The 18,528-nt window shown below is 59.8% G+C and carries 15 protein-coding genes; 7 read left to right on the plus strand and 8 right to left on the minus strand.

Features of this window, described 5'->3' with window-relative positions; translation table 11 throughout:
* The first annotated feature begins 248 nt into the window (after positions 1–248).
* Positions 249–548 carry a DUF4193 domain-containing protein gene (locus MU551_RS01560; protein ID WP_247040374.1) on the plus strand — a complete coding sequence of 100 codons (300 nt, stop codon included), beginning with the start codon at positions 249–251 and terminating at the stop codon, positions 546–548.
* Positions 549–1,150: 602 nt separating this feature from the next.
* On the opposite strand, the gene MU551_RS23455 is transcribed toward MU551_RS01560, so the two are convergent.
* Together MU551_RS23455 and MU551_RS01570 are read right to left on the minus strand one after the other, a co-directional pair.
* The gene (locus tag MU551_RS23455; protein ID WP_247040375.1) at positions 1,151–3,553 is read right to left on the minus strand and encodes a tyrosine-type recombinase/integrase; all 2,403 of its coding nucleotides are present in this window, start codon (positions 3,551–3,553) and stop codon (positions 1,151–1,153) included.
* Positions 3,550–4,752, minus strand: a complete 1,203-nt coding sequence (locus MU551_RS01570) for a tyrosine-type recombinase/integrase (protein ID WP_247040376.1) — start codon at positions 4,750–4,752, stop codon at positions 3,550–3,552. The genes MU551_RS23455 and MU551_RS01570 overlap by 4 nt, the downstream gene beginning before the upstream one ends.
* Before the next feature lie 170 nt (positions 4,753–4,922).
* Here MU551_RS01570 and MU551_RS01575 point away from each other — a divergent pair, with 170 nt between their 5' ends.
* The 4 genes from MU551_RS01575 to MU551_RS23740 all read left to right on the plus strand — a co-directional run bounded on the left by MU551_RS01575 (position 4,923) and on the right by MU551_RS23740 (position 6,349).
* On the plus strand, positions 4,923–5,078 hold the full coding sequence (locus MU551_RS01575; protein ID WP_247040377.1) for a hypothetical protein: 156 nt from the start codon (positions 4,923–4,925) through the stop codon (positions 5,076–5,078).
* 43 nt (positions 5,079–5,121) lie between these two features.
* A complete protein-coding gene (locus tag MU551_RS01580; RefSeq protein WP_247040378.1) occupies positions 5,122–5,481 on the plus strand; it encodes a PadR family transcriptional regulator in 360 nt (119 codons plus the stop codon).
* A gap of 32 nt (positions 5,482–5,513) precedes the next feature.
* On the plus strand, positions 5,514–6,026 hold the full coding sequence (locus MU551_RS01585) for a hypothetical protein (RefSeq protein WP_247040379.1): 513 nt from the start codon (positions 5,514–5,516) through the stop codon (positions 6,024–6,026).
* 164 nt (positions 6,027–6,190) lie between these two features.
* Positions 6,191–6,349: a DUF8548 family protein gene (locus tag MU551_RS23740; RefSeq protein WP_504871019.1), complete on the plus strand. Its 159-nt coding sequence runs from the start codon at positions 6,191–6,193 to the stop codon at positions 6,347–6,349.
* Positions 6,350–6,498: 149 nt separating this feature from the next.
* On the opposite strand, the gene MU551_RS01590 is transcribed toward MU551_RS23740, so the two are convergent.
* Positions 6,499–7,542, minus strand: coding sequence for a DUF3800 domain-containing protein (locus MU551_RS01590; RefSeq protein WP_247040380.1), 1,044 nt, complete (start codon positions 7,540–7,542; stop codon positions 6,499–6,501).
* A gap of 273 nt (positions 7,543–7,815) precedes the next feature.
* Between MU551_RS01590 and MU551_RS01595 the strand changes: the two genes are divergently transcribed.
* Positions 7,816–8,493, plus strand: coding sequence for an 8-oxoguanine DNA glycosylase OGG fold protein (locus MU551_RS01595; RefSeq protein WP_247040381.1), 678 nt, complete (start codon positions 7,816–7,818; stop codon positions 8,491–8,493).
* 27 nt (positions 8,494–8,520) lie between these two features.
* On the opposite strand, the gene MU551_RS23575 is transcribed toward MU551_RS01595, so the two are convergent.
* The 4 genes from MU551_RS23575 to MU551_RS01615 form a co-directional block, all read right to left on the minus strand.
* Complete coding sequence (locus MU551_RS23575) at positions 8,521–8,931, minus strand: uracil-DNA glycosylase family protein (protein WP_372489766.1); 411 nt, start codon at positions 8,929–8,931, stop codon at positions 8,521–8,523.
* A gap of 575 nt (positions 8,932–9,506) precedes the next feature.
* Complete coding sequence (locus MU551_RS01605) at positions 9,507–9,731, minus strand: hypothetical protein (RefSeq protein WP_247040383.1); 225 nt, start codon at positions 9,729–9,731, stop codon at positions 9,507–9,509.
* Positions 9,732–9,968: 237 nt separating this feature from the next.
* On the minus strand, positions 9,969–13,961 hold the full coding sequence (locus tag MU551_RS01610; protein WP_247040384.1) for a hypothetical protein: 3,993 nt from the start codon (positions 13,959–13,961) through the stop codon (positions 9,969–9,971).
* 121 nt (positions 13,962–14,082) lie between these two features.
* Positions 14,083–15,141 (minus strand): hypothetical protein, encoded by a 1,059-nt coding sequence (locus MU551_RS01615; RefSeq protein ID WP_247040385.1) that lies wholly within the window; start codon positions 15,139–15,141, stop codon positions 14,083–14,085.
* Between the two features lie 386 nt (positions 15,142–15,527).
* On the opposite strand from MU551_RS01615, the gene MU551_RS01620 reads away from it, so the two are divergent.
* On the plus strand, positions 15,528–17,264 hold the full coding sequence (locus MU551_RS01620; RefSeq protein WP_247040386.1) for a hypothetical protein: 1,737 nt from the start codon (positions 15,528–15,530) through the stop codon (positions 17,262–17,264).
* 198 nt (positions 17,265–17,462) lie between these two features.
* Here MU551_RS01620 and MU551_RS01625 read toward each other — a convergent pair whose 3' ends face one another.
* Complete coding sequence (locus tag MU551_RS01625; RefSeq protein ID WP_247040387.1) at positions 17,463–18,464, minus strand: hypothetical protein; 1,002 nt, start codon at positions 18,462–18,464, stop codon at positions 17,463–17,465.
* Positions 18,465–18,528: the final 64 nt, after the last annotated feature.

Genomic DNA, 18,528 nt, shown 5'->3' on the forward strand with positions numbered 1-18,528 from the left:
ACCCATCTTCTCATTCATCTTTGTCCCACAAGACCATGTGAGGTGACTCCAGCATCCGACTCTCGATTCCCGGCCATACTGGACTTATCGACCTAGATTTAGGGATCCGATCCACCCGCTCACAACGCTTCAGCAGGACAGGGCGGCAGCAGAGAGGCTGGCAACCGCCGGGCTCTTTAGGGGAATTCTTCCGATGTCCTGTTCGTTGCAGGACCGGTAACCCCTCAACAGAGAAGAGATGCACCTCCGTGGCAACCGATTACGATGAACTGCGCACCGAGGTCAAGGAGTCCCAGGAAAACTCACTGGAGGCCCTGAAATCCGCCAAAGCCCCGGATGCCAAGTCCGTGGTTCAGGAACTCGACGAGGCTGACACTTTTGACGGCCTGACCCCTGGCGGCGAGTTCATCGCCGAAGAGCTTGTGGTCCAGGTCATTCCGCAGGCCGACGATGAGTTCACCTGCTACTCGTGCTTCCTGGTCCGCCACCGTTCTCAGAAGGCGCGCGAGAAGGACGGCCATGCCTACTGCGTCGAATGTGAGGGCTGAGCGGGTCTGGCCGGCTGTCCCGGAGCACATCTGGGAAAGCATCCGAGAAGAATTCACCCTGCCGACCGCGATAGACATGGACACGCATTTTCAGTCGCTCGGCGATCCGGAGGCGATGCGCCGGGCGGTCCGGGTCTTCTTATCCGGACTACTGAGGGTGGGACACCCCCAGCTCCATGCCTCGAAGAATTCCGTGGCCAGCTTCATTGGTCGCGCCCTCCAAGCGAGCAGAGCGGTCCTTCACATTGTCCAGCCAACTCTTGTAAGCCACGCTCCGGTTGGAGGACCATTGCATTGAAATAAGAAGGGGATGACCGTGAGTGACCGTTACGCAGGCATGGGGCCGAAAACGAAGCGGTTCGTGAAGGCATCTGTCATCCTGCCAACCCCTGTCATCGTTGGAGGCATTCTGTTATCCAACTACCTGGGATTCTGGCCAGTTCTTCTGATTGTCATGACGATCGCCGCTGCTGTTTTCGTGCCTCTTGGCTTTGCTGCTCGGCGAGAGGGACGAGAAATTGCCGAGCCTGAGTCAGAACAGGGAGGGATGGGCCCGAAGCTATAGGGGCGTTGGCACCGGTTCATCGGCTTGGATATTTCAGTCAGTCATCCTGTGAATCGTTGGCCTCCTTTACGTTCCTGATTCGGGGTGTTCCGAGTTCGACGACTTCTCGGTCGTGGTGATTGTGCAGCTTATACATTTGCGCGAGCTTCAGCTCGGCGCTGTTGAGAGTCACGCGCAGTCCTTCGACGTCCCCTACCCAGCCGTGTTGTTTGGCTTCGACGATGCGCTCCTGGAGGTTGTCGATGATGTCCTGGAGTCTTCCGATCTGGGCTGGGTCGGGACGGAGGAGCGCGCAGCGCAGGCAGGCGTGTTCGTGTTGGCAGCCTGTGCCATATGCGCGCCCGCAGCTGCCCAGGCTGAGCTTGCGCTGCACAAAGTGGGCCTCGAACTCGTCCCACTCGGAGGCGGTCGGTTCGCGGTATTCCTCGGTGGGCCGAATGACCCGTCGCTTTTCGATGAAGGTGCGGTGGTGCCGAATGACGTCCCTGGGATAAATCGCTGCGTATCCCTGAGTCGTCGCCAGACTGGCATGCCCCATCAGCACCTGCACAATATGTGGAGGCAGGCCGCTGGCAAGTGCCTCAGTCGCGAAGATCCGACGGAAATCGTGCGGGGTGAACCTCACCTCGGCACCGCTGACCTTGATCTGCGCGCGTCGCGCCAGGTCATTGAGCAGCGTGGAGACGGTGGCCGTCGTCATCACGTTCGGCGGTCCGGCGCCACGGCGGCGGACGAACAGGTGCGGAAGAGGTGAGCTCAGCACTTTCTCAGCTGAGTCCCATCGCTGTGTCAGCGGTGCACCACCCGTGTCCTTGGTGATACGAGAAAGCACTCGGTAGAGCACGTGCACGAGCTCGGGGCCTGCCACCATCAGACGCTCTGTGTCGGTCTTGCTCGGAGCGAAGTGCAGCAGCGGTATGGTCTCCCCGGTCCCTGGAACCTTATAGGGCTGGATGCTCATGTGCACCAACTCGAGGACTTCTTCGATCCGTGCACCGGTGTGTCGAAGTGTCTCAACAAGCGCCCAAGTCCAGAAGGCGTTGTCCTCTTCAAAGGACAGGTCCCGGTCCTTTCCATTGCGCCGAATCCGGACATGTGCATACTCACTGCTCTGGAAGACTTCCCAAGCCTCGCCGTCCATGTCGATGTTTTGGCCGGCGCCGGCCATCTTGGCATCCGCCAGGGTTGCTTCTGCTGCGCGGAGGGCCTGTTCGGCAGCCTCCACCAGACGGGGCAACACGGGAGCCAGTTCACGGGTGCGCTGTTGCATCGTTGCGATGGTCGCGCGCCGGTGCTTCACGTAACCGCGGGTTTCGGCGAAGGTTACGGGGCTTGGTGCTGCCCACTGCGCCCAGAAGGCATCTTCGAGTGCCCATTGGCTGATGTCGAGATAGAACGCCCGGACGGAGAAGAAGACGCTGTAAACTTCCCGGCGCGGCGAGCCGTCGGCTTTGAGTTTGACCCTGGCTTTCCAGTCAGCCGCCTGCTTCGGAGTCAGTGCGAAGCTGCGTTGGTCAGGGTAGTGCTTGAGGATGTCTGCGAAGAAGAGCCCCGCCAGATACCTGCCCAAAGCACAGAGTGAGGAGTAGTCGAGGCCAGCCGACCGGACCTGAAGATAGCGGATGAGTGGTTCCCGGCAGGGGCCGGTGATGTCGTAGTAGTCGACCATCTCATCCACCGTTTTCGGTCCGACGCGGAGCCGCGTGGGCATGGTCCCGGAATCGTGTCTGATCCATCCCAGCCCGTGCAGCACGGGCCATACTGCGGTCAGCCCGCTGCGGCTGACGTCGATCAGCTTCCCGGGAAGCTGGGTCGTCAGGTCAAGGATGTCTTCGGCTGTGAGCTGGCGGATCGATTTGCCTGTATGGGCCTGAATGCGACCTAGGGTGAGGATCCCGCTAGTGGCCTGGGCCGGTGAAGCCTTCGCATGGAGGAGGGCGTTTTCGAGTTCAGCTGTGTGAGCGGGATCCCGGAACCGGCTGAGTGCTTTCCAGAAGGCAAAGCGCTGACCCGCGAGCCACCGGTGGGACGGGCGCATGACGTCCAGAGCCAGCAGCGGTCCCATCGCCGCATTGAGTCCTTCGACTTCGTTCCGGTTCTTCGTGTTCTTGCTTGAACCGCCGGCTATTCTAAGCCGCCACGTCAGCGCGTCATGCCCGACCTGGCCCTCGAACAGCGCCCAGCGGTCCTGCCAGGTTTCACCCGGCAACTGCCTCAAATGACCGAGTAAGCGCCGAATGCCCGCCCTGTGCTCATGCACCTGGGGCCAGTACGGGCGGCAGTGCTCAAGACGGTTGATGATGTCCTCAATGCTGGCGCTGGTCAGCGGTCCAGAAGGAGTGGGTGCCAGTGCAGGCGGTTGTTGTGCCTGTGGTGGCGGCGTGTGGTCATTCCAGCTTCGTCGTGCGGTCTGGATCTTATTGATGGGGGGAGTTTTCACTGGTTCCCCCAAAGCACGCGCAACTCATCGGGGTTATAGGGCTGACCGGCCGGTGAACTGTCATCGGCGGGGGAAGTCCTGCTGCTCAGGTGGGTCCGGTAATGCTCTATGACTTCCTCCATATGTGGAACCGCATAGATCGTGGTCGTAGTTAGCGACTGGTGACCCAGTAACTCCTGGACTTCATGAAGGCCCATCCCGCCCTCGAGCGCTCGGATCGCGAACGTGTGCCGCAGATCGTGCAGTGTCCAGTTCGAACCGAGCAGGTCGTTGCAGCCTCTGAGGACGGCGCGCATGGCTTCGTAGGTCAGAGGACGGGGCTCGCCTCGCAGCGTGAGCCAAACCGGCTCATCCGGACCGGCAACGCCTCCTTCGAGCTGATAGAGCCGAAGCCATACGAATGCATCAGGCGCAGCGGGCAACCATTGCAGCTGGCCGCCTTTGCGGTAAACGCCGATCAGCTGGTCACCCACGTTGACCCGGTCGCCCGTGAGCCCGAGCAGCTCGCTCGCACGCGCACCGCTGCTGACATAAAACGCCACCAAGGCCCGGTCCCTGTTGGACCGCAAACGCCGGAACAGATCGTTGAACTTTCCATCCGGGATTGATCTGGGCATCCGGTGCGCCTCGCGCTGGCGCAAGGGTTGTCGCCGCACGAAGGCAAACTCCCGCTGAGGATCGTGATGCGCATGGGATCGGCCACGGCGCAGTTCGAAAGGATTCACGATGGGCCCCTCACCCACCCGAAGCTGGAAAGCGTAGAACTCCTTACACACTGTCGTGGTGTGGTTAATCGTCGAGGGTGAGTAACGCATTCCAAGGTGCCTCTTTCCCGTGACAAGGTTCCGGCTCCCCCGCCGTTGCGGGACGTTACGATTCCCGACGAACTTCTCGGCCTGGCGCGCCCACAACACGAAGTCGCGCGCTTCAAGGGACGTTGCCTGCTCCCAGCTGACCCCGACAGCCCACAAAAATCGAAGGAACCGAAGCAACGACAAGGCATAGGTTCGTACGGTTTGAGGCGAACGGTCCGTCGCTGTCAGCTCAAGCAGATACTCCGTGGCAGGAGCGAACTCCTCGCCCTTCGCATCGAGGACCACGAACCCAGGAACACCGGAGCGAGGAATCACCCGCCCGACGTTCGCGACAGTCAGTCCCTCGGCTCGCTGCCGATCCGAACTGCGATCCCAGAAATCCATGACCAAAGCATGACGCTGACAAGGTTCTTCCCACGCGGCGACACGCGCCGTTAACCACCCACTTAGTCCGGTAAACAGATCATCGGGGAGGGAACGCACTGCCCGGGCTTCCAACTCAAAGACGGGCTTTTCACGAACCGGTGCTGCGTCTCTTTGACCAGGCGATGGCCTTGAAGATTCCACACAACGTGTTCTCCGCCTGGATGGTCATCCCGCTGCCTGCAGGATCCGGTTCCAGGCCCGTCGACCTGGTGGACAGCATGGCGTTGCTCCAGAATTCCTTGGCTGACTTCGGTGACAGGTACCGGCCGGTGGAAAACAGCTAGGCCGGCCATTGACTTAAGGAAGGTATCTTCCTATTCTTTCAGCATGCCGCGACGAAAAGCAGGGACGCTACTTCCTTTGGAACTTCGCGTCCTGGAAATCGCTAAGAAAGCCGAGCTAGACCGCAAACCCATGTACGGATTTGCGCTTGCGAGTGCTCTGTCTGGAGATGGCGGAAAGTCGCTAACGGGCCATGGCACCCTATACAAGGCACTGGCGCGCATGGCCGAAGCCGGCCTACTGGAAACCGAGTGGGAAGATCCTGAGATCGCAGAGACTGAACGTCGCCCGCGCCGACGCCTCTACCGCATCTCATCCAAGGGAGTCGCCGCGCTCCACGCGTCCCACCCCGCTCCGGCCACGACACCGCGCCCGCTAGCTACCCTCCGCCCGGTTCAGCCATGACCGCTCTATACGACATCCCGACTTCAAGAACCATGTCGGCAGTCCTCCGATGGGTCGACTTCTACACAAGCTTCGTGCCGGCGAACGTGGCGCACGAAAGACGTCAAGAACTCCTTTCTGACATCTACGAGCAACTGGCGGACGGACAGCTACGGGAACTCTCACCAGGATCAATTGACCGCGCAATAGCTAGTCGTGCACTCCGCGGCTTGCCCGCCGACCTCATCTGGAGCAGGAAGCACCAACGAAAGGGCAAGAAGATGAACGCATCACCGGCTACACCCCAACCCTCCAACGCGCCCGTGACTATCCGTCTCAGCAGCCTTGTCTGGGTAGCCTTAACACTTCTGGCGCTGATCGGCGTCGCTACCTCAATCACCGAGTTTGTTGAATATGGGGGTAACCGCTTCGGCTACGTCCCCTGGCCAGGGGCCGGGAACATCAACACCACCGTCGTCCAGCTAGTCTGCAGCGCAATACTTCTAATCCCCGCCACAGTCATCACAGTCAAAAGGCTGATCCACCACAACGCCCGCCAAGCCTAAAAGGCTTCCATGGATATCCAGCGGTTATTTCGTCAGCCTAGTAGCGACTTCAGGGGGCGACTTCGGCCAGGAATTTGCCTATCGTGCCTCGCAGCGAGGGAAAAAGAAGGCCCACCGATGGGGGACCGGCAGGCCTTCAGCACGCCACGCTACAGCAGCGTGCAGTGAACATCGACTGGACGAACGGGGGCGGTCGACGGAGAGACGAGGAGGCTGTTGGCTTTTTGGCTCTCTCCATTAGCGATTCGATCTACTCAACCAGCTCTCACTATTTGAGCGTGATCAACGTTGTGACCGAGTACCGGGCATATCGGCCTGGCTAGGGTTGGGGACGCCGATCGTGATGGCACCAAAGAGTTGCTGGACACCTTTGGCTAGTCCGTAGGTAGCCCCGGATGGGCTGAGCCGTTCAACAACCGAAAACCCCTCACACCAAGCTGAACGCCCCACTGAAAGCAGAAGTCATCCGTCACTAGGGCACGAACATTTCGCGGGGGCGGATCTGTTCCCAGGACTTACCGTCGCCCCAGATCGAATTGAAGTGAACGAGGCGGCTGGCCTGCTCTAGGCGCTTATCCTCTGCTGTTCCCGCCAGGGCGCTCTCTGCGACCTGACGAGTGAATCCCGCCGTGATATCGGCCAACTGTATCCGCGGGTCTGTTTTCGAGTCGATGTGTTTCACATCTACTAGCGGGAACTTGTAGTTGGGCAGGTTGAAGCCGCGCGGAGTACCCTCATTCGCTACTTTGAGAAGCATCTTAAGCAATGGCTCGGTTAGGGCAGTTTGTTCATCGTGCATGATGATTAGAGGCTGCTTCAGCTTGCGATGCCATGTAAGTGCGAGTTGATAGAGAGTCGTCTGCAGCGGATCGAGAGTCTTCAGGGCCAAACCTTCGGCGATGGCCACTTGGAAGGCGTCAGCGTGGTGCCGCGTTCTCCACACCAGCTCCAGCACCCTGCTCACCTTGTCGCGCCGTGACTTCAAGCGGTAGGTGTCCACCTTCTCGAAAAAGCTATCGACTGTCTCCTTTTCTCCGCCCTTGCGCTGTTTAGTCCGCATTAGCGAAGTAAAGCCTGAGACCAGATCGTTCCATCCCTCAGCGAGTGCGCGGGGACCATACTCGTACAGATCGTCGGCCATCTGCTTGGCCGTGCCGCCGGCATAGAGGTTGATCCCACGCCGGTAGGCCTCCTCCTCGATCAGGAGGTCGATGATTTTACCGACCGCAAAGTTGGCCTTTTCGACTAGGTACACCTGGACATGGCCGACGAGCTTTCCATTCGCCCCGAACAGCTCATCGATTGCCTGGCCCTTGCGCAGCACATCTGAAGCCTTCAACTCCGGGCTTTGAGCTTTAGTCTTCCTGCGGAGATACGCGACCAGATCAGTCGCCTCGGCAAGATCCACGTGAAGACTGCTGTGCGCCAGGACGGGAGTGGTGCCTGCCATCAGGTTCTCGCCGTCGTGACCAGACTCGTCACAGAAGATCTCAGCGATATCGGTGGTGGCGGTCATGTCGTTCTTCATCCTTTGCCTCGGCGTGATCCCAAGGGTAAGCATTCCAGAGCCAGTCACTGCTTTCACAACTAGCTTGAGAAAGCCATGTGCCTGGCCCGCGAGTGGGGGCTGGGGATGCAGTAGGTCTCGCTTGCCTGGCTGCTGTCCCGTCCGGCCGTGGCCTTGGCGATGCAGTATCGACCCGGGTTGGCGGGTCGGTTGTCGATTGACCAGTCACATCCCACGCGGCATATGCGAAAGTAAGTGGACCATCTACCTGGGGGAGAGACCATGCCAGCTGTGCCCGATGACCTGCGAAGAAGATTCCAGAAATGGGACGCGAACGGTCGGCCGCCCCAGATGCCGTTTGAGTGGAAGAAGGGCAACTGGCAAAAGTACTTGGGCAGCCGCAGCATTCTCGAAACACTTCCGAACCCTATAGACCGCGGAGGCGTCCTGGAGTCCTTCAAGCTCATCCATGACTCGGACTCGGCTCTGGACGCTTACATCGCCAGCTACCTCTGGGGCTATGCAGGGACCGGTTTTGGCCCGTACCGTGCCGCTAGGGTCATCAAGCTCAACACGGACGTTGAGAACGGCAAAGACTTCTCCGGTGAGCTGCACAGGCTTGCCGGGATCGCGATGACCAATGGCGGGAACGCCGCATTCGAGCACGTCGTGGAGCAGCGGCAAAGCAACAGGAAGTTCTCTGCCTGGTGGGGTCCAGCCTTCGCCACGAAGTTCATCAGCTTCGCTACCAAGGCGTCCGACCAGGTAGCCACCACCCCCATCATGGACAGCATCGTCGCGGGATGGTTCAGGAAGCACTGCAAGGAAGTTGGCCCGCTCAGGCTCAACTGGAACAGCGCCGGCAGTTACCGCCGGTACACCGAATGCATGGCTGAATGGGCGGAAGAGTTGGACATTGAACCCGAGCAGGTCGAACAGCTGATCTTTAGGCGGGACTGAGCGCGGAGGGGGCTTGTGCTCCTGTCCTCATACAGCGTTGGCCAGGGACAGTGCTGCTGCCCGCGAGAAGGCTTCGTTCAGTAGTTCCTTGTTGGGCTGGCCCGTGACCGCATCTGTTTTGTTGTAAGCGAGCGGACTCGGATGGGGAGCGGTGATAACAAGGAGGCTCTTGAGCTCAGGGGAGGCCCTGAGTAACAGCTGGGACCAGGCTGCCTGTGCTTGTTTGCCCAGAAGGAGAACCACCTTGGGACGGGACTCCAGTAACTCCATCAAACTCTGCCAGCAGGGGAGCGGCCCGGCGTGCCTCGGCAGCCAAAGTCCGTTGTGGAAAGGCTGGGTTTGCGACCCACCAGGGTACGACGTTCCAGTGGAGGGACCTGGAGTAGGGCAGACCACCGGCTTCGGCAGCGAGTGTGGAGTTGTGGGCCGTTGGGTCATTGTTGTCCCGGCTGATGAATCCTGAACCGAGTTGCGCTTCTCCGGAGGGGTCCTGGAGCAGAACCAGCACGTCGGCCCCCTGCGTCGCCGACCGCGGGTCGAAGTAAGGGACGCTTTCCCTTGTGGCAACCCTGACCTCGTCAACCCACTTATTCAGGGGACCAACCACGCCTTCGTATCTGGTCTCTTGCCGCTGTTGGAGGACGTGGGGAAGGTGATGCTGGCTAAGCAAGGTTCCTGCGTTGTACGCATGCTTGTTCCATATGACTGTGGACCTGTTCGTCACTCTGCCTGCCGTTCTCTCGACACTGAATACCTCTACATTAGGCGCGCGGAATCGGTACGAACCGTTCAAGGAGTCTCTTCATCGTGCCGTGCCCTCATCTTCAGGGGTCCTTCCCTTGGAGATGCTGTCGTAAATGCCATCCGAGTAATGCCGCCGACCTGTCGCGACGATGATTGGAAAACGCCCAGCTTTGAGCTGCGCGGAGGGCTCCACCTGACCACCAGTGGACACAACGCATTCAAGGCCTGGCTCCCGTTGCGCCGGCAACCAGGATCCGGCGGTATGCGGCCTATTGGCTGTCCGAGACCGGGAATTCACGGAGTGTGGCTGCGACGGCCCTGACGGCGGCCGGGTCTTCCGTCCAAGGCCGGCCGGCCCTGGTGCAGGCCTGGAAGCTGGTTACTTTCGAGGCTTTGGCAGCCGCAGTGAGTTCATCCCACGCGCACCGCAGATCCTCCAAGAGTTCCGGCGGCAAGGGCTCATCCGGGGCCGCCGGGGCTTCGGGAGCGCTCACTTTAGGAGCCGTGGTTGCAACTTTTCGCGGAAAGAGGTTTCTGAGGCCCATTCCTTCTCCCTTCTGACGACGGGGAGCGCATGGCCAAGCTTCATGAAGGCTTCCGGCAGACAGCGGCGCAGTCATTGATCCCCCAATAGTCGAGCTTCCATTCTGATCGGCACGACAGCTTAATGTCCATCACTCTTGAACAGCTGCAAGGACGCAGGGCTCGTACCCCTTCGGGCGTCCGCTGGGTTAAAACTCGTCCGAGAAGTCGGGTACGGGCTCGTTGATTCGTTCCAGAAGAACCCGTTGGGCTTCTGCTTCGGCGCGGCGAAGTTCGTCGTTCGTTTCGGACTCCAAGGCAAGGTCGAGTGCAGCTAGTGCCAATTGGAGCTCGGGCGACCCCGAGTCGTTTCCGCTCCAGAAGTGTGGAGTGAGATGCTGCGAGACCCGGTTCAAGGTGTCCTTGCGGAGATCTTCTCCGAAGGTGCGGGCGTGCTCGGTGAGCCGACGCGCCAGCTCGATGTGATGTGCAGCCCACGCGTTCAGGGAGGCCAAAATTCCGAGGAGGTTTTTGAGTTGCTGCTCGCCAAGGCTGCCCACGGCAGCGCGCAGTTCGTCTGTGACGCCCCGAGCAAGCCGGTCTCCTGCCACTTGGGTCAGTGCTGACGCTACCTGTCCGGGATCGTCACTTTCGCACCCGTCAAGGATCCAGGCCGCGACCTCGTGAGGCTTCCCGGAATAGGCTGCGCGGAGGTTGTGATCCCCAGCGTTCCGCAGAAGATGGCGGAGGGAATGGATCCCGGTCATTCGGTCGAGGACCAGCCGCGGATGCGCCGTTGCGATGTCTGTGATCGGCTTCTCGGCCTCAAAAGTCCCGACCTGGATGGTGGCTAGAAGGTCGAGTACCGCAGCCGCCTGGTCATGGTTGAGGTTCCGGTACCAGTCCTTGCCAGCGCCGCCTAGGGGCATGCGGAGGATGTCATAGATGGTGTTGTCCGTTGCCTTCCCGGCCATCAGGGTTTTGGAAACGGTGATTGGATCCTCGACGAAGGGTAATGCTGTGAGGAATGCCTGCCGAACTCGCTCCGAAGGGTCCTCTACTCCATCCGTGATCGCCTCGGTGTAGGGGGCCCCGAGGTTCGCCCAGGCGAAGAATCCGGCAGACCGTCCGATAGCCCACCGGACACCTTCACGATGGGCCGCTGTCTCGGCAACGATCTGGTCGACCAGGGTCTTGTTCGAGGACTGGAGGCCGTCCAGGAGGATTGGCAGGCCGGCATCGAGTGGGCCGTCGGAGAGATCGAAGATTGCCGCGACGATGTCTGCTACTCGTTCAGCATGCTGTCTGGCGGTGAGTTGTAGAAGGATGATGATCTGGTGATTGGGTGTGCTCTTTGACGTCAGGAGGGCTTCCCGCAGTTCCCCGTCGAGTCGGTCTACGCTTGCCTTCGTATCGGCCTGGGGCCCCCAGAGTGACCCGGCAAGTCGGAGGAGTCTGTGGTGGGAACGGTGCTCGTGTGCTTCCATCCGGTCGCTGAATTCGGCCTCACCTTCTGCGGAGTGTTTCGATCTTGCAGCAACTTTCTCAACGCAATCGCTGAGCGTTGGCGCATCTTTCCCTCGCTGAGGGTCAACGTCGATCAATCGTCCGCCGCCGAGCAGGTGATCGCTGAGATCGTCATCCTCGCGTTGGTCGAGTTGATGGAGGAGTGAAAGGGCTGCGTGCATCACTTCCGGCGAAGTGGAGTAGCCGGCTGGGATTTCAACGGCGCGGCACACTGTTCTCCGTATGGCGGACTTCGTAGTGGTTTCGGCGATGGCTCGCAGGGCTGCGATGGTCTGGAGATCGTCATCCGCCCAGGCATTGCGCTGTTCATCGGGAACATTTGCTCCGAAGTAGCCATGGGGTGGCCGGACGGCATTTTCGAGGAGCCTGACGATTTCAGCTGTGAGCGACAGGTTCTCGTCGTTGGCATATTTCACGCACAAGGCCCGAACAGCGTCCCGATGCGGTCGAGCCCACGCCGGATTGACCTGGAACTGGCCCAGTGAAACGGCACGAGGATCCTGCATCTCGGTGGTGGTTCCCTCTTTGGCAAGGAACGGCCCGAGTACCGTCAGTGGCGTGACAGCATCTTGTGGTTCCATTGTCGCGAGCCATTGCCCGGCTTTGGCGATGATGCGCTCCGGGTAAAACGGATCGGGAAGCCGATTGAGCTGGCATAGCTGATCGATGATGATTCCCAGGGGGTGGTCCAGTGCCGAGTCGACGGGGCGCGAGTCTTGGCGGCCGAGCTCCCAGAGAGCATCCAGCGCTGTTTCGAGCCCTTCAGCACTGTTGGCGGCACAGGCACCGTACGGGACGGCCAGCCTTCGTTCCACCGCGGACCGATCGATTTCGCCTGTTCCGAACAAGGCTGCCATCCCAGCGTCGCCAGGCAGATTCGCCGGTCGTTGACCTGATTCAAGACCGTCGAGTTCATCCAGCCGGTGCCGAATCCTGCCGAGTATATCTAGCGTCTTCGCCGGTTGGGTGAGCGGGAGTGATCCGAGGTGGCCGGCCAGTGTATAGAGGTCTCCGTAGCCGCCATGATCAATAGTGGCTTCGATGCTTGCCCACACGGGATGCATTACCTGTGGGCCGTCGCGATGGATAAGCCGCCATTGGAGGCTTCCGATCGACGTGAAGAGGTCCTCACCGGCCAGGTCACCGAGGGCGTTCCAGAGCTCCTCAACGAATCCCGTGTCGGTCCCGGAAATCGATGAAACCTGCTCCAGAACCTGATCAGCGAACAGCTCAGGCATGACCCGCACCCTGCCGTTCTGTTCAATGACGATGCCGCGGTTGCGAAGCTGTTCGCGGAGGCGAAGGTAATCGGTCAGTGCTGTGCCCGTGAGGCTCAGGATCCTGAACCGCACCTCTTGGTCGTCGGGGTTGATCGTGCCAAGCGCTGACAATGTCGCGAGCACTCGTTTGAGGGGTTCGGGCCCGACAGCATCAACGCCTTCCGTCAAAATATCCCCATAGCGGGCCATGACCTGCTCCCGCAGATCGTTGTTGAGGGCCAGATGTCCTGTCAGCTGGCCACGTCTGATCATGTTCAGCGTCAGGACAGCCATGAACGGTGTATCGCGTGCCTGTCGAGCAAGTGCTTCCAAGAGGGAACGATTGAGGTCGAGCCCGTCGGCAAGAGAAGCCACCAGCTCGCGACTTTCAGGCAAGCTGAGTCTTCCGACGGTGATCTCACGGAGCTGGTCCTGGCGGAAGCCGATCCTGATCACCTCTTTGCGAATGGCCTGTGCTTCCAGACCCCTGACGCCGAGTATGAGCTGAGTTCCAGCGTTCTCCGCGGCGTAGTTGAGAAGAATCGCGAGATCCGTTGGGCTGCGATGAGCGTCATCGACCACGATGACCGCCGGTGTCAGAGGCAGCAGATTGATCGCATCTTTGTCGAGGTCATGTCCGGGGGAGAGCCAGAGCACCTGGACCGGGGGATTGGCTGTTTGGAAGGCCTCGAGGCAGTCGATCATGAGACGTGTCTTGCCGACGCCGCCGATCCCGTTGACGATGACGATGCGAGGCCAGTCGCCGGACCGATCCAGCGCTGCGGATAGCTTTGCCGCTTCCGAAACTCGTCCGACGGCGGGTCCGAGGTCGTTCAGGAGGTCTTCACTCGTACGCCTCCGCTCTGCGATTTCCGCGATACCGAGGAAGGAATCTACCCCAGGAATCTGGACGAAAAGGCGGCGGAACGTCTCACCCCAGAACGCGTCAAGGAGCCTGCGCTGCCGGTGTAATGGGAGACTTTTCACCATCTGGGTCAGGCCGCGTTGGTCGATGATGTCCCAGCCTTCGTGCTTCTTCACTTCTTGCCGTGCTGCTGATGACGCCTCGCCGGAGTAGACGATGTAGTACTCATCAGCGACGTAAGTGCAGTCCTTCACGAACTTGCGAACATTGGCGGCTGTCAGATCGTCGAGGCGTTTGCACTGCCACGCAACTGTCGCGCCGTCGGCCCACGTTCCCTCGAAATCGATGCCGTGCTGCGGATCGCCGCGACGACCCCATCTCTGGACACGCTTCACACGTCGAGCAGGCTCAACTACGGACATGGTGGCCACAAGAAGATCCTCCGTGAAATCCTCAAACCGATCCGGAAGCAAGCCATCCGTAGGGACCAGATCAGCCCGACGTCCTCCAGAGATCCCAGACTCTTCGGACAGTTGTGCATCGTGACTCATGACCCTATTCTGCAATGCTCAAGGCATAAGATGCTGACCCGCCCCAGCGAACCCCAGTGATTCCGGTGGGCGTCGTCGGCTCCCGGGTGAAGCGGACAAACACCCTAGAGCCCACGAGCGGTCAGCCGCGGAATACAGTGTTTGTTACCCAGTTCCCGAGAGCGGCGACGAATCCGGCGGTGTCCGTCGCGTCGAGTGTTGCCAGGGCGACCTTACCGCGACCGGTACTAAGTTCGATCTGGATTTTGGCGAAAACGTCGCGATCCCAAGGGGCCGTTTTGCGCATGTCGATGTCTGGGCCGATGTAGAGGACGGCGTCGCCGTGAACGAACTCTGCGTTGACGGCAGAGTCGCGATAGGCATCCGCGAGGGAGCTCTGCGCCACGGCGGTGTGAACGTCGTCGCTGACGGTCGTGCCCGAAAGGTCGGAATGGTCGATATGAACGCCGAATAGAGTTGCCGGCAGAACGAGATGATCCATCAACCCGGAAACTGAGTCCAGTTCAGCACCGCCGCGCGCGTTGACGGTTTTCGCGGCAGCTGCCAATTGTTCTAGCCGGTGCAACAGGTTCCGGGCACCCCACCGCTCGGCGGGGCCGTGATCGGTGTCGAACACGCGAACCATCCATCCGGAGGCCCCGTCAGGCAGAGCTCCGGTCAGGCCCATCTTGGTGGCCCGTGTGATATCCGCAGCCTGCCACACGCGGGAGGCCGGCTCGGCGGGGTCGAAACCGGTCGGCAACAGATTCAACGACTCGGTGCGGGCTGTCGCATCGGCGACCAGTTCGTCGGCGACCGACAGGCGCTGGGCGCGGGTGAGCGAGTTCAGCGTCTGAGGCAGGCTCGCACCGAGGGTGTTGACCAGGTCCGTGCCGGTCCAGGTTTCCGCGTGTCGGTAGCTGTCGAACGCCGAAGCGCTGAAGGTGGGTACATCGGAGGTTCCGCGGGTGGCATCGATGATAGTCCTTAGACGGGCTTCAGCCTCGTCGTAGACGTCCAGCCACGCGGCGGCATCCCACATGGACTCCGACACTCGGGTTAGGTCTTCGGCTATCCGAGAGGCTTGAATGGCGTTGGTGAAGGTGGTGACCTTGGCGCTGTGAGAGTCGGCGTACTCGCCGGGCCAGGTTGCGATGACGGTGATTTTGCCCTGGGTCGGCAGGCAGCTGTAAAGCGTCATGATGGTTCTCCAAAATGGGCGTCGGTTGGCGGACCGCTGCTATTCCTCCTCCGCAGCGCGCGAATGGTTGCTGGGCGCGAGGAAAAGCAGCGCGAGTCGCGCTAAGGCTGATGAGAGACCCGGTAGCTTCGCGGCACCACCGCAACGCCAATCCGTTGTTACACACAATAACCTCGCTCAGCGACAGACCGCCACCACGACACACAAGCAGCTTCTTGCTTACGGAAAATGATTTCTTTTGGCTCCGACCCGGCGTGCTCAACGCCTCGCAGTTCGCCCAAACACTCGCCTGCACGTACCTAACAGTTGTGAAGCCTGATTATCGAGGGCAGCCGGAAGGCTGTTTGCCGCGTTAGGTAAGGGTCCCGGGCACCTAAGCTGGGCGTATGCCAGATCCGGACACTTGGACTTCCCCCTTTCCGATGCGAATCCCGGGAATACGGACGTATGCTTTGGCCTCGGAATTATTGGGGAAGCGTGTACCCGAAAACATCAGAACTGAGTTCTGGAAGCAGCTATCACTTGGACAGGCGTTATCCCTTATCGCTCAAATCATCACAGACATCGAAGTTCACTCCGGCACGTCAGATGCGCCGGCATCTGACGTGGACATGCGCTGGGCCAAGCAGGTGGAAAACCGAAATCTGCGCACCCATCTTGAAATTGCCTCGACCTTCGGTGTCACGCTGTTTGCTCCACAGATGCTTTTGTTGGCGGCCAAAGAGGCCATGCTGCACTCCCCAGAAGGGCCGCCAACGGACGACGCGGGAGGCGTTGATCTTCTGGTCATCTGCTTGCTCGGAATCGCTGACGACAACGATGAAGGGCCAAAGGATACCGGTGGTGCGACCTGGGGTGGCATGGATGTGTCGCTGGCTAGCGAACTGATCGCAAACCTTCACTTCAACCGTACCCTGTGGGTCGGTCGTCAGCTGGTTTGGTTCGAACGGACATGGTTCCGCAGTTGGCCGAAGCGAACGAAAGCAGCCACGACGGTCGGGGGTGAACCTCACGAGCTGTTCAAAGAAGCGACCGGGATCGAGCTTGTAGATTTCGCCGCAGCAGCCTTCAATCTCTATGCACAGGCAGCTGGCCATGGATATGTGCGTTACCCGGATGAGTTCTTCGCAACACTGGGGTTGCCGGCGGAAGCGGTCAAACATTTCCTTGACGCGACATCGTGTTCAGTGTCGGAAATGCGCAGGCTCATCCGTGACGATTCCCCAGCCCCGAAGTCGTCCAGGTTTGGGTTCGATGCATTCCGGCGTTTCCCCCTCGTCCGCTTGGAATCGGGAGAGCTACTTATGCTTAGCCCGAACTTCGTCATGCAACGTGCCTTGAGCGAGACCACGTTCTGGGACGTTCGTCAGTACCTCCGCAAGGTCGATGCCAAGCGTGAAGTAGCTTTCCACCAATGCACCAAAGACATCCTCGAGTACGAGGCGGGCGCTGCCTTACGGAGAATCTTCTTCAAGAAAAAACTGCAGGTCCTGGATGAAGGACAACTGCAGAAAAGGCTCGCGGCCGGCAGAAAAAGGATGCCCCGCATGTGTGACTTTGCGATTCGTTCGGGACGCACCTGGCTGCTCGTCGAAGTCACGGATCGAGCAATGCCGCGGCCCGTCGTCTTCGCTAGCGCCTCGGCAACCGCGTTGGACGATGAACTAGACAAGGTTTTGACAGCTCGCAAGGCGGAGCAACTCATTTCCACGATCAGACTGCTGGAGGAAGAAACACGGCTTCGCCGCAGCCAAAGCGACGGGCGGTTCACCTATATCCCGTTAGTACTTACAGGCGAAACCGGGCTGCCCTGGACTTTGCCGGTCCAACACCGGACACGGGAACGTCTGGCGTCGTTAGGACACCCCGAGGAATTTTGCTCTGCAGTGGCACTGATCACGCTCAAAGAACTCATCATGTTGGAAAACGCCGCCGCCCTGGGTCATGACACCATTGAGATCCTGCGGTCCTGGAGACTGGACAATCCCTCACTCCCGCTGGACCAGCACATTCACCTCCAGGCGATTCCCCTCAACTCTCCCGTGTGGGAAAGGAACCGTGTTTCCGCAGTCGTCCGCAGATTTGCGAACAGAATGGGTCCTTCGGGCCTACAAAAGAACTGACAGGGCCGTCATCGGCCTGCACGCGTGCTTATTTGAGCTCGTGTTCCGGTCGCAGCTCATCGTCCTGACGCGGGGGAGCGGTGCTACTCTCAAGAACACCTGTCGGTGCCGTGGGACTCACGAGACTCGTGCTAGCAGTGGTGATCGAAACACCGAAGGCTCTCTTGCCCTGAGTTGTGGCCGGCGAAACACCCCAATTTAGTCGGCTTGCACCAGCAGCACGCCGCGGCTGGTTACTAAAGCCCGTATGTCACGATCCACAGCAACGGCCGCCCTCACTGCATTTTGGTATGTCGCAGCATTGCAGCGATCCAACCTCAGCGGCTTCAGGCGGTCGGGAGTTCGACGGATCAGGTAGTCCAGCTTTTTCTGTACATCCTCCAAATCTGCGGTGTTACGCCCGGCAAGCACCGGCGCTCCACCTGTGAGAACTGCTTGAGCCACAGATGCTACGAAGTTGCCATAGGAGTCTTCGCGATGGAGGCCTCGCAATATTGGGAGGCCATGTTGATAGCTCGCCATGATGTCGTAAACCTGCTGGTAGGTTGCATCGAAGCTTGCGATGAACCACAACTCGTCGTCAGACTCCTTGAGAGAACTTGACAGGTCGCTCAGCTCAGGAGGATTGACCGTCCATGCCGGCAGTGCTGCAAGTTGTGCTTCAACGGCTTGACTGTGCTTGTTCTCAATCTGGAAATCATCGATGCTTCCTGCCGTCTGCCAGGTGTCAGTTGATGTGGCCTCCAGAAAGCTGTATAAGGTTTCGCCCGTGTGGAACATTTCATATGCTGCGCACACCATGTGGCGGATGCGGAGTCTGGGTGGAAGCTCGCTGGCTGCTCCGGGAGCATAGGTCTGCAACGGGCTGAGCTGAGCTTGCAAGACCCGCAGTGATTCGATAATTCGTTCGATGTCGTGGTCGGGCTGAGCATCATGTTTGTCATGGTTGGCGCTCGTCCTCACGAAATCCATGGCATCAGCGCCCTCTTGCCACCCTGCCGAGCGAAGCTGTTGCGTGATGGCAAACAGTGATGAGTCTGCCCAGTCCGGGTGTGAGGCTTTTAGAGATCTCTCCCACAGAGCGGCGGCGTCTCGCGCGATCTCTCCAACTTCGTCCTGGTCGTAGCCAGTCACTTTGAGTCGAAGAGCCTGTTCAAGGCTCCGCGCCAAACCGTTGGAAAGCTCGTCGATGATACGCATGGGAGAATGATCTGCCAACTGGAGGCAATCGATCAAATCCAGCCACGGCGCTTGCCGACGCTTC

Origin of the sequence: Arthrobacter rhizosphaerae (assembly GCF_023062595.1) — a bacterium.
GTDB classification, from domain to species: Bacteria; Actinomycetota; Actinomycetes; order Actinomycetales; family Micrococcaceae; genus Arthrobacter; species Arthrobacter rhizosphaerae.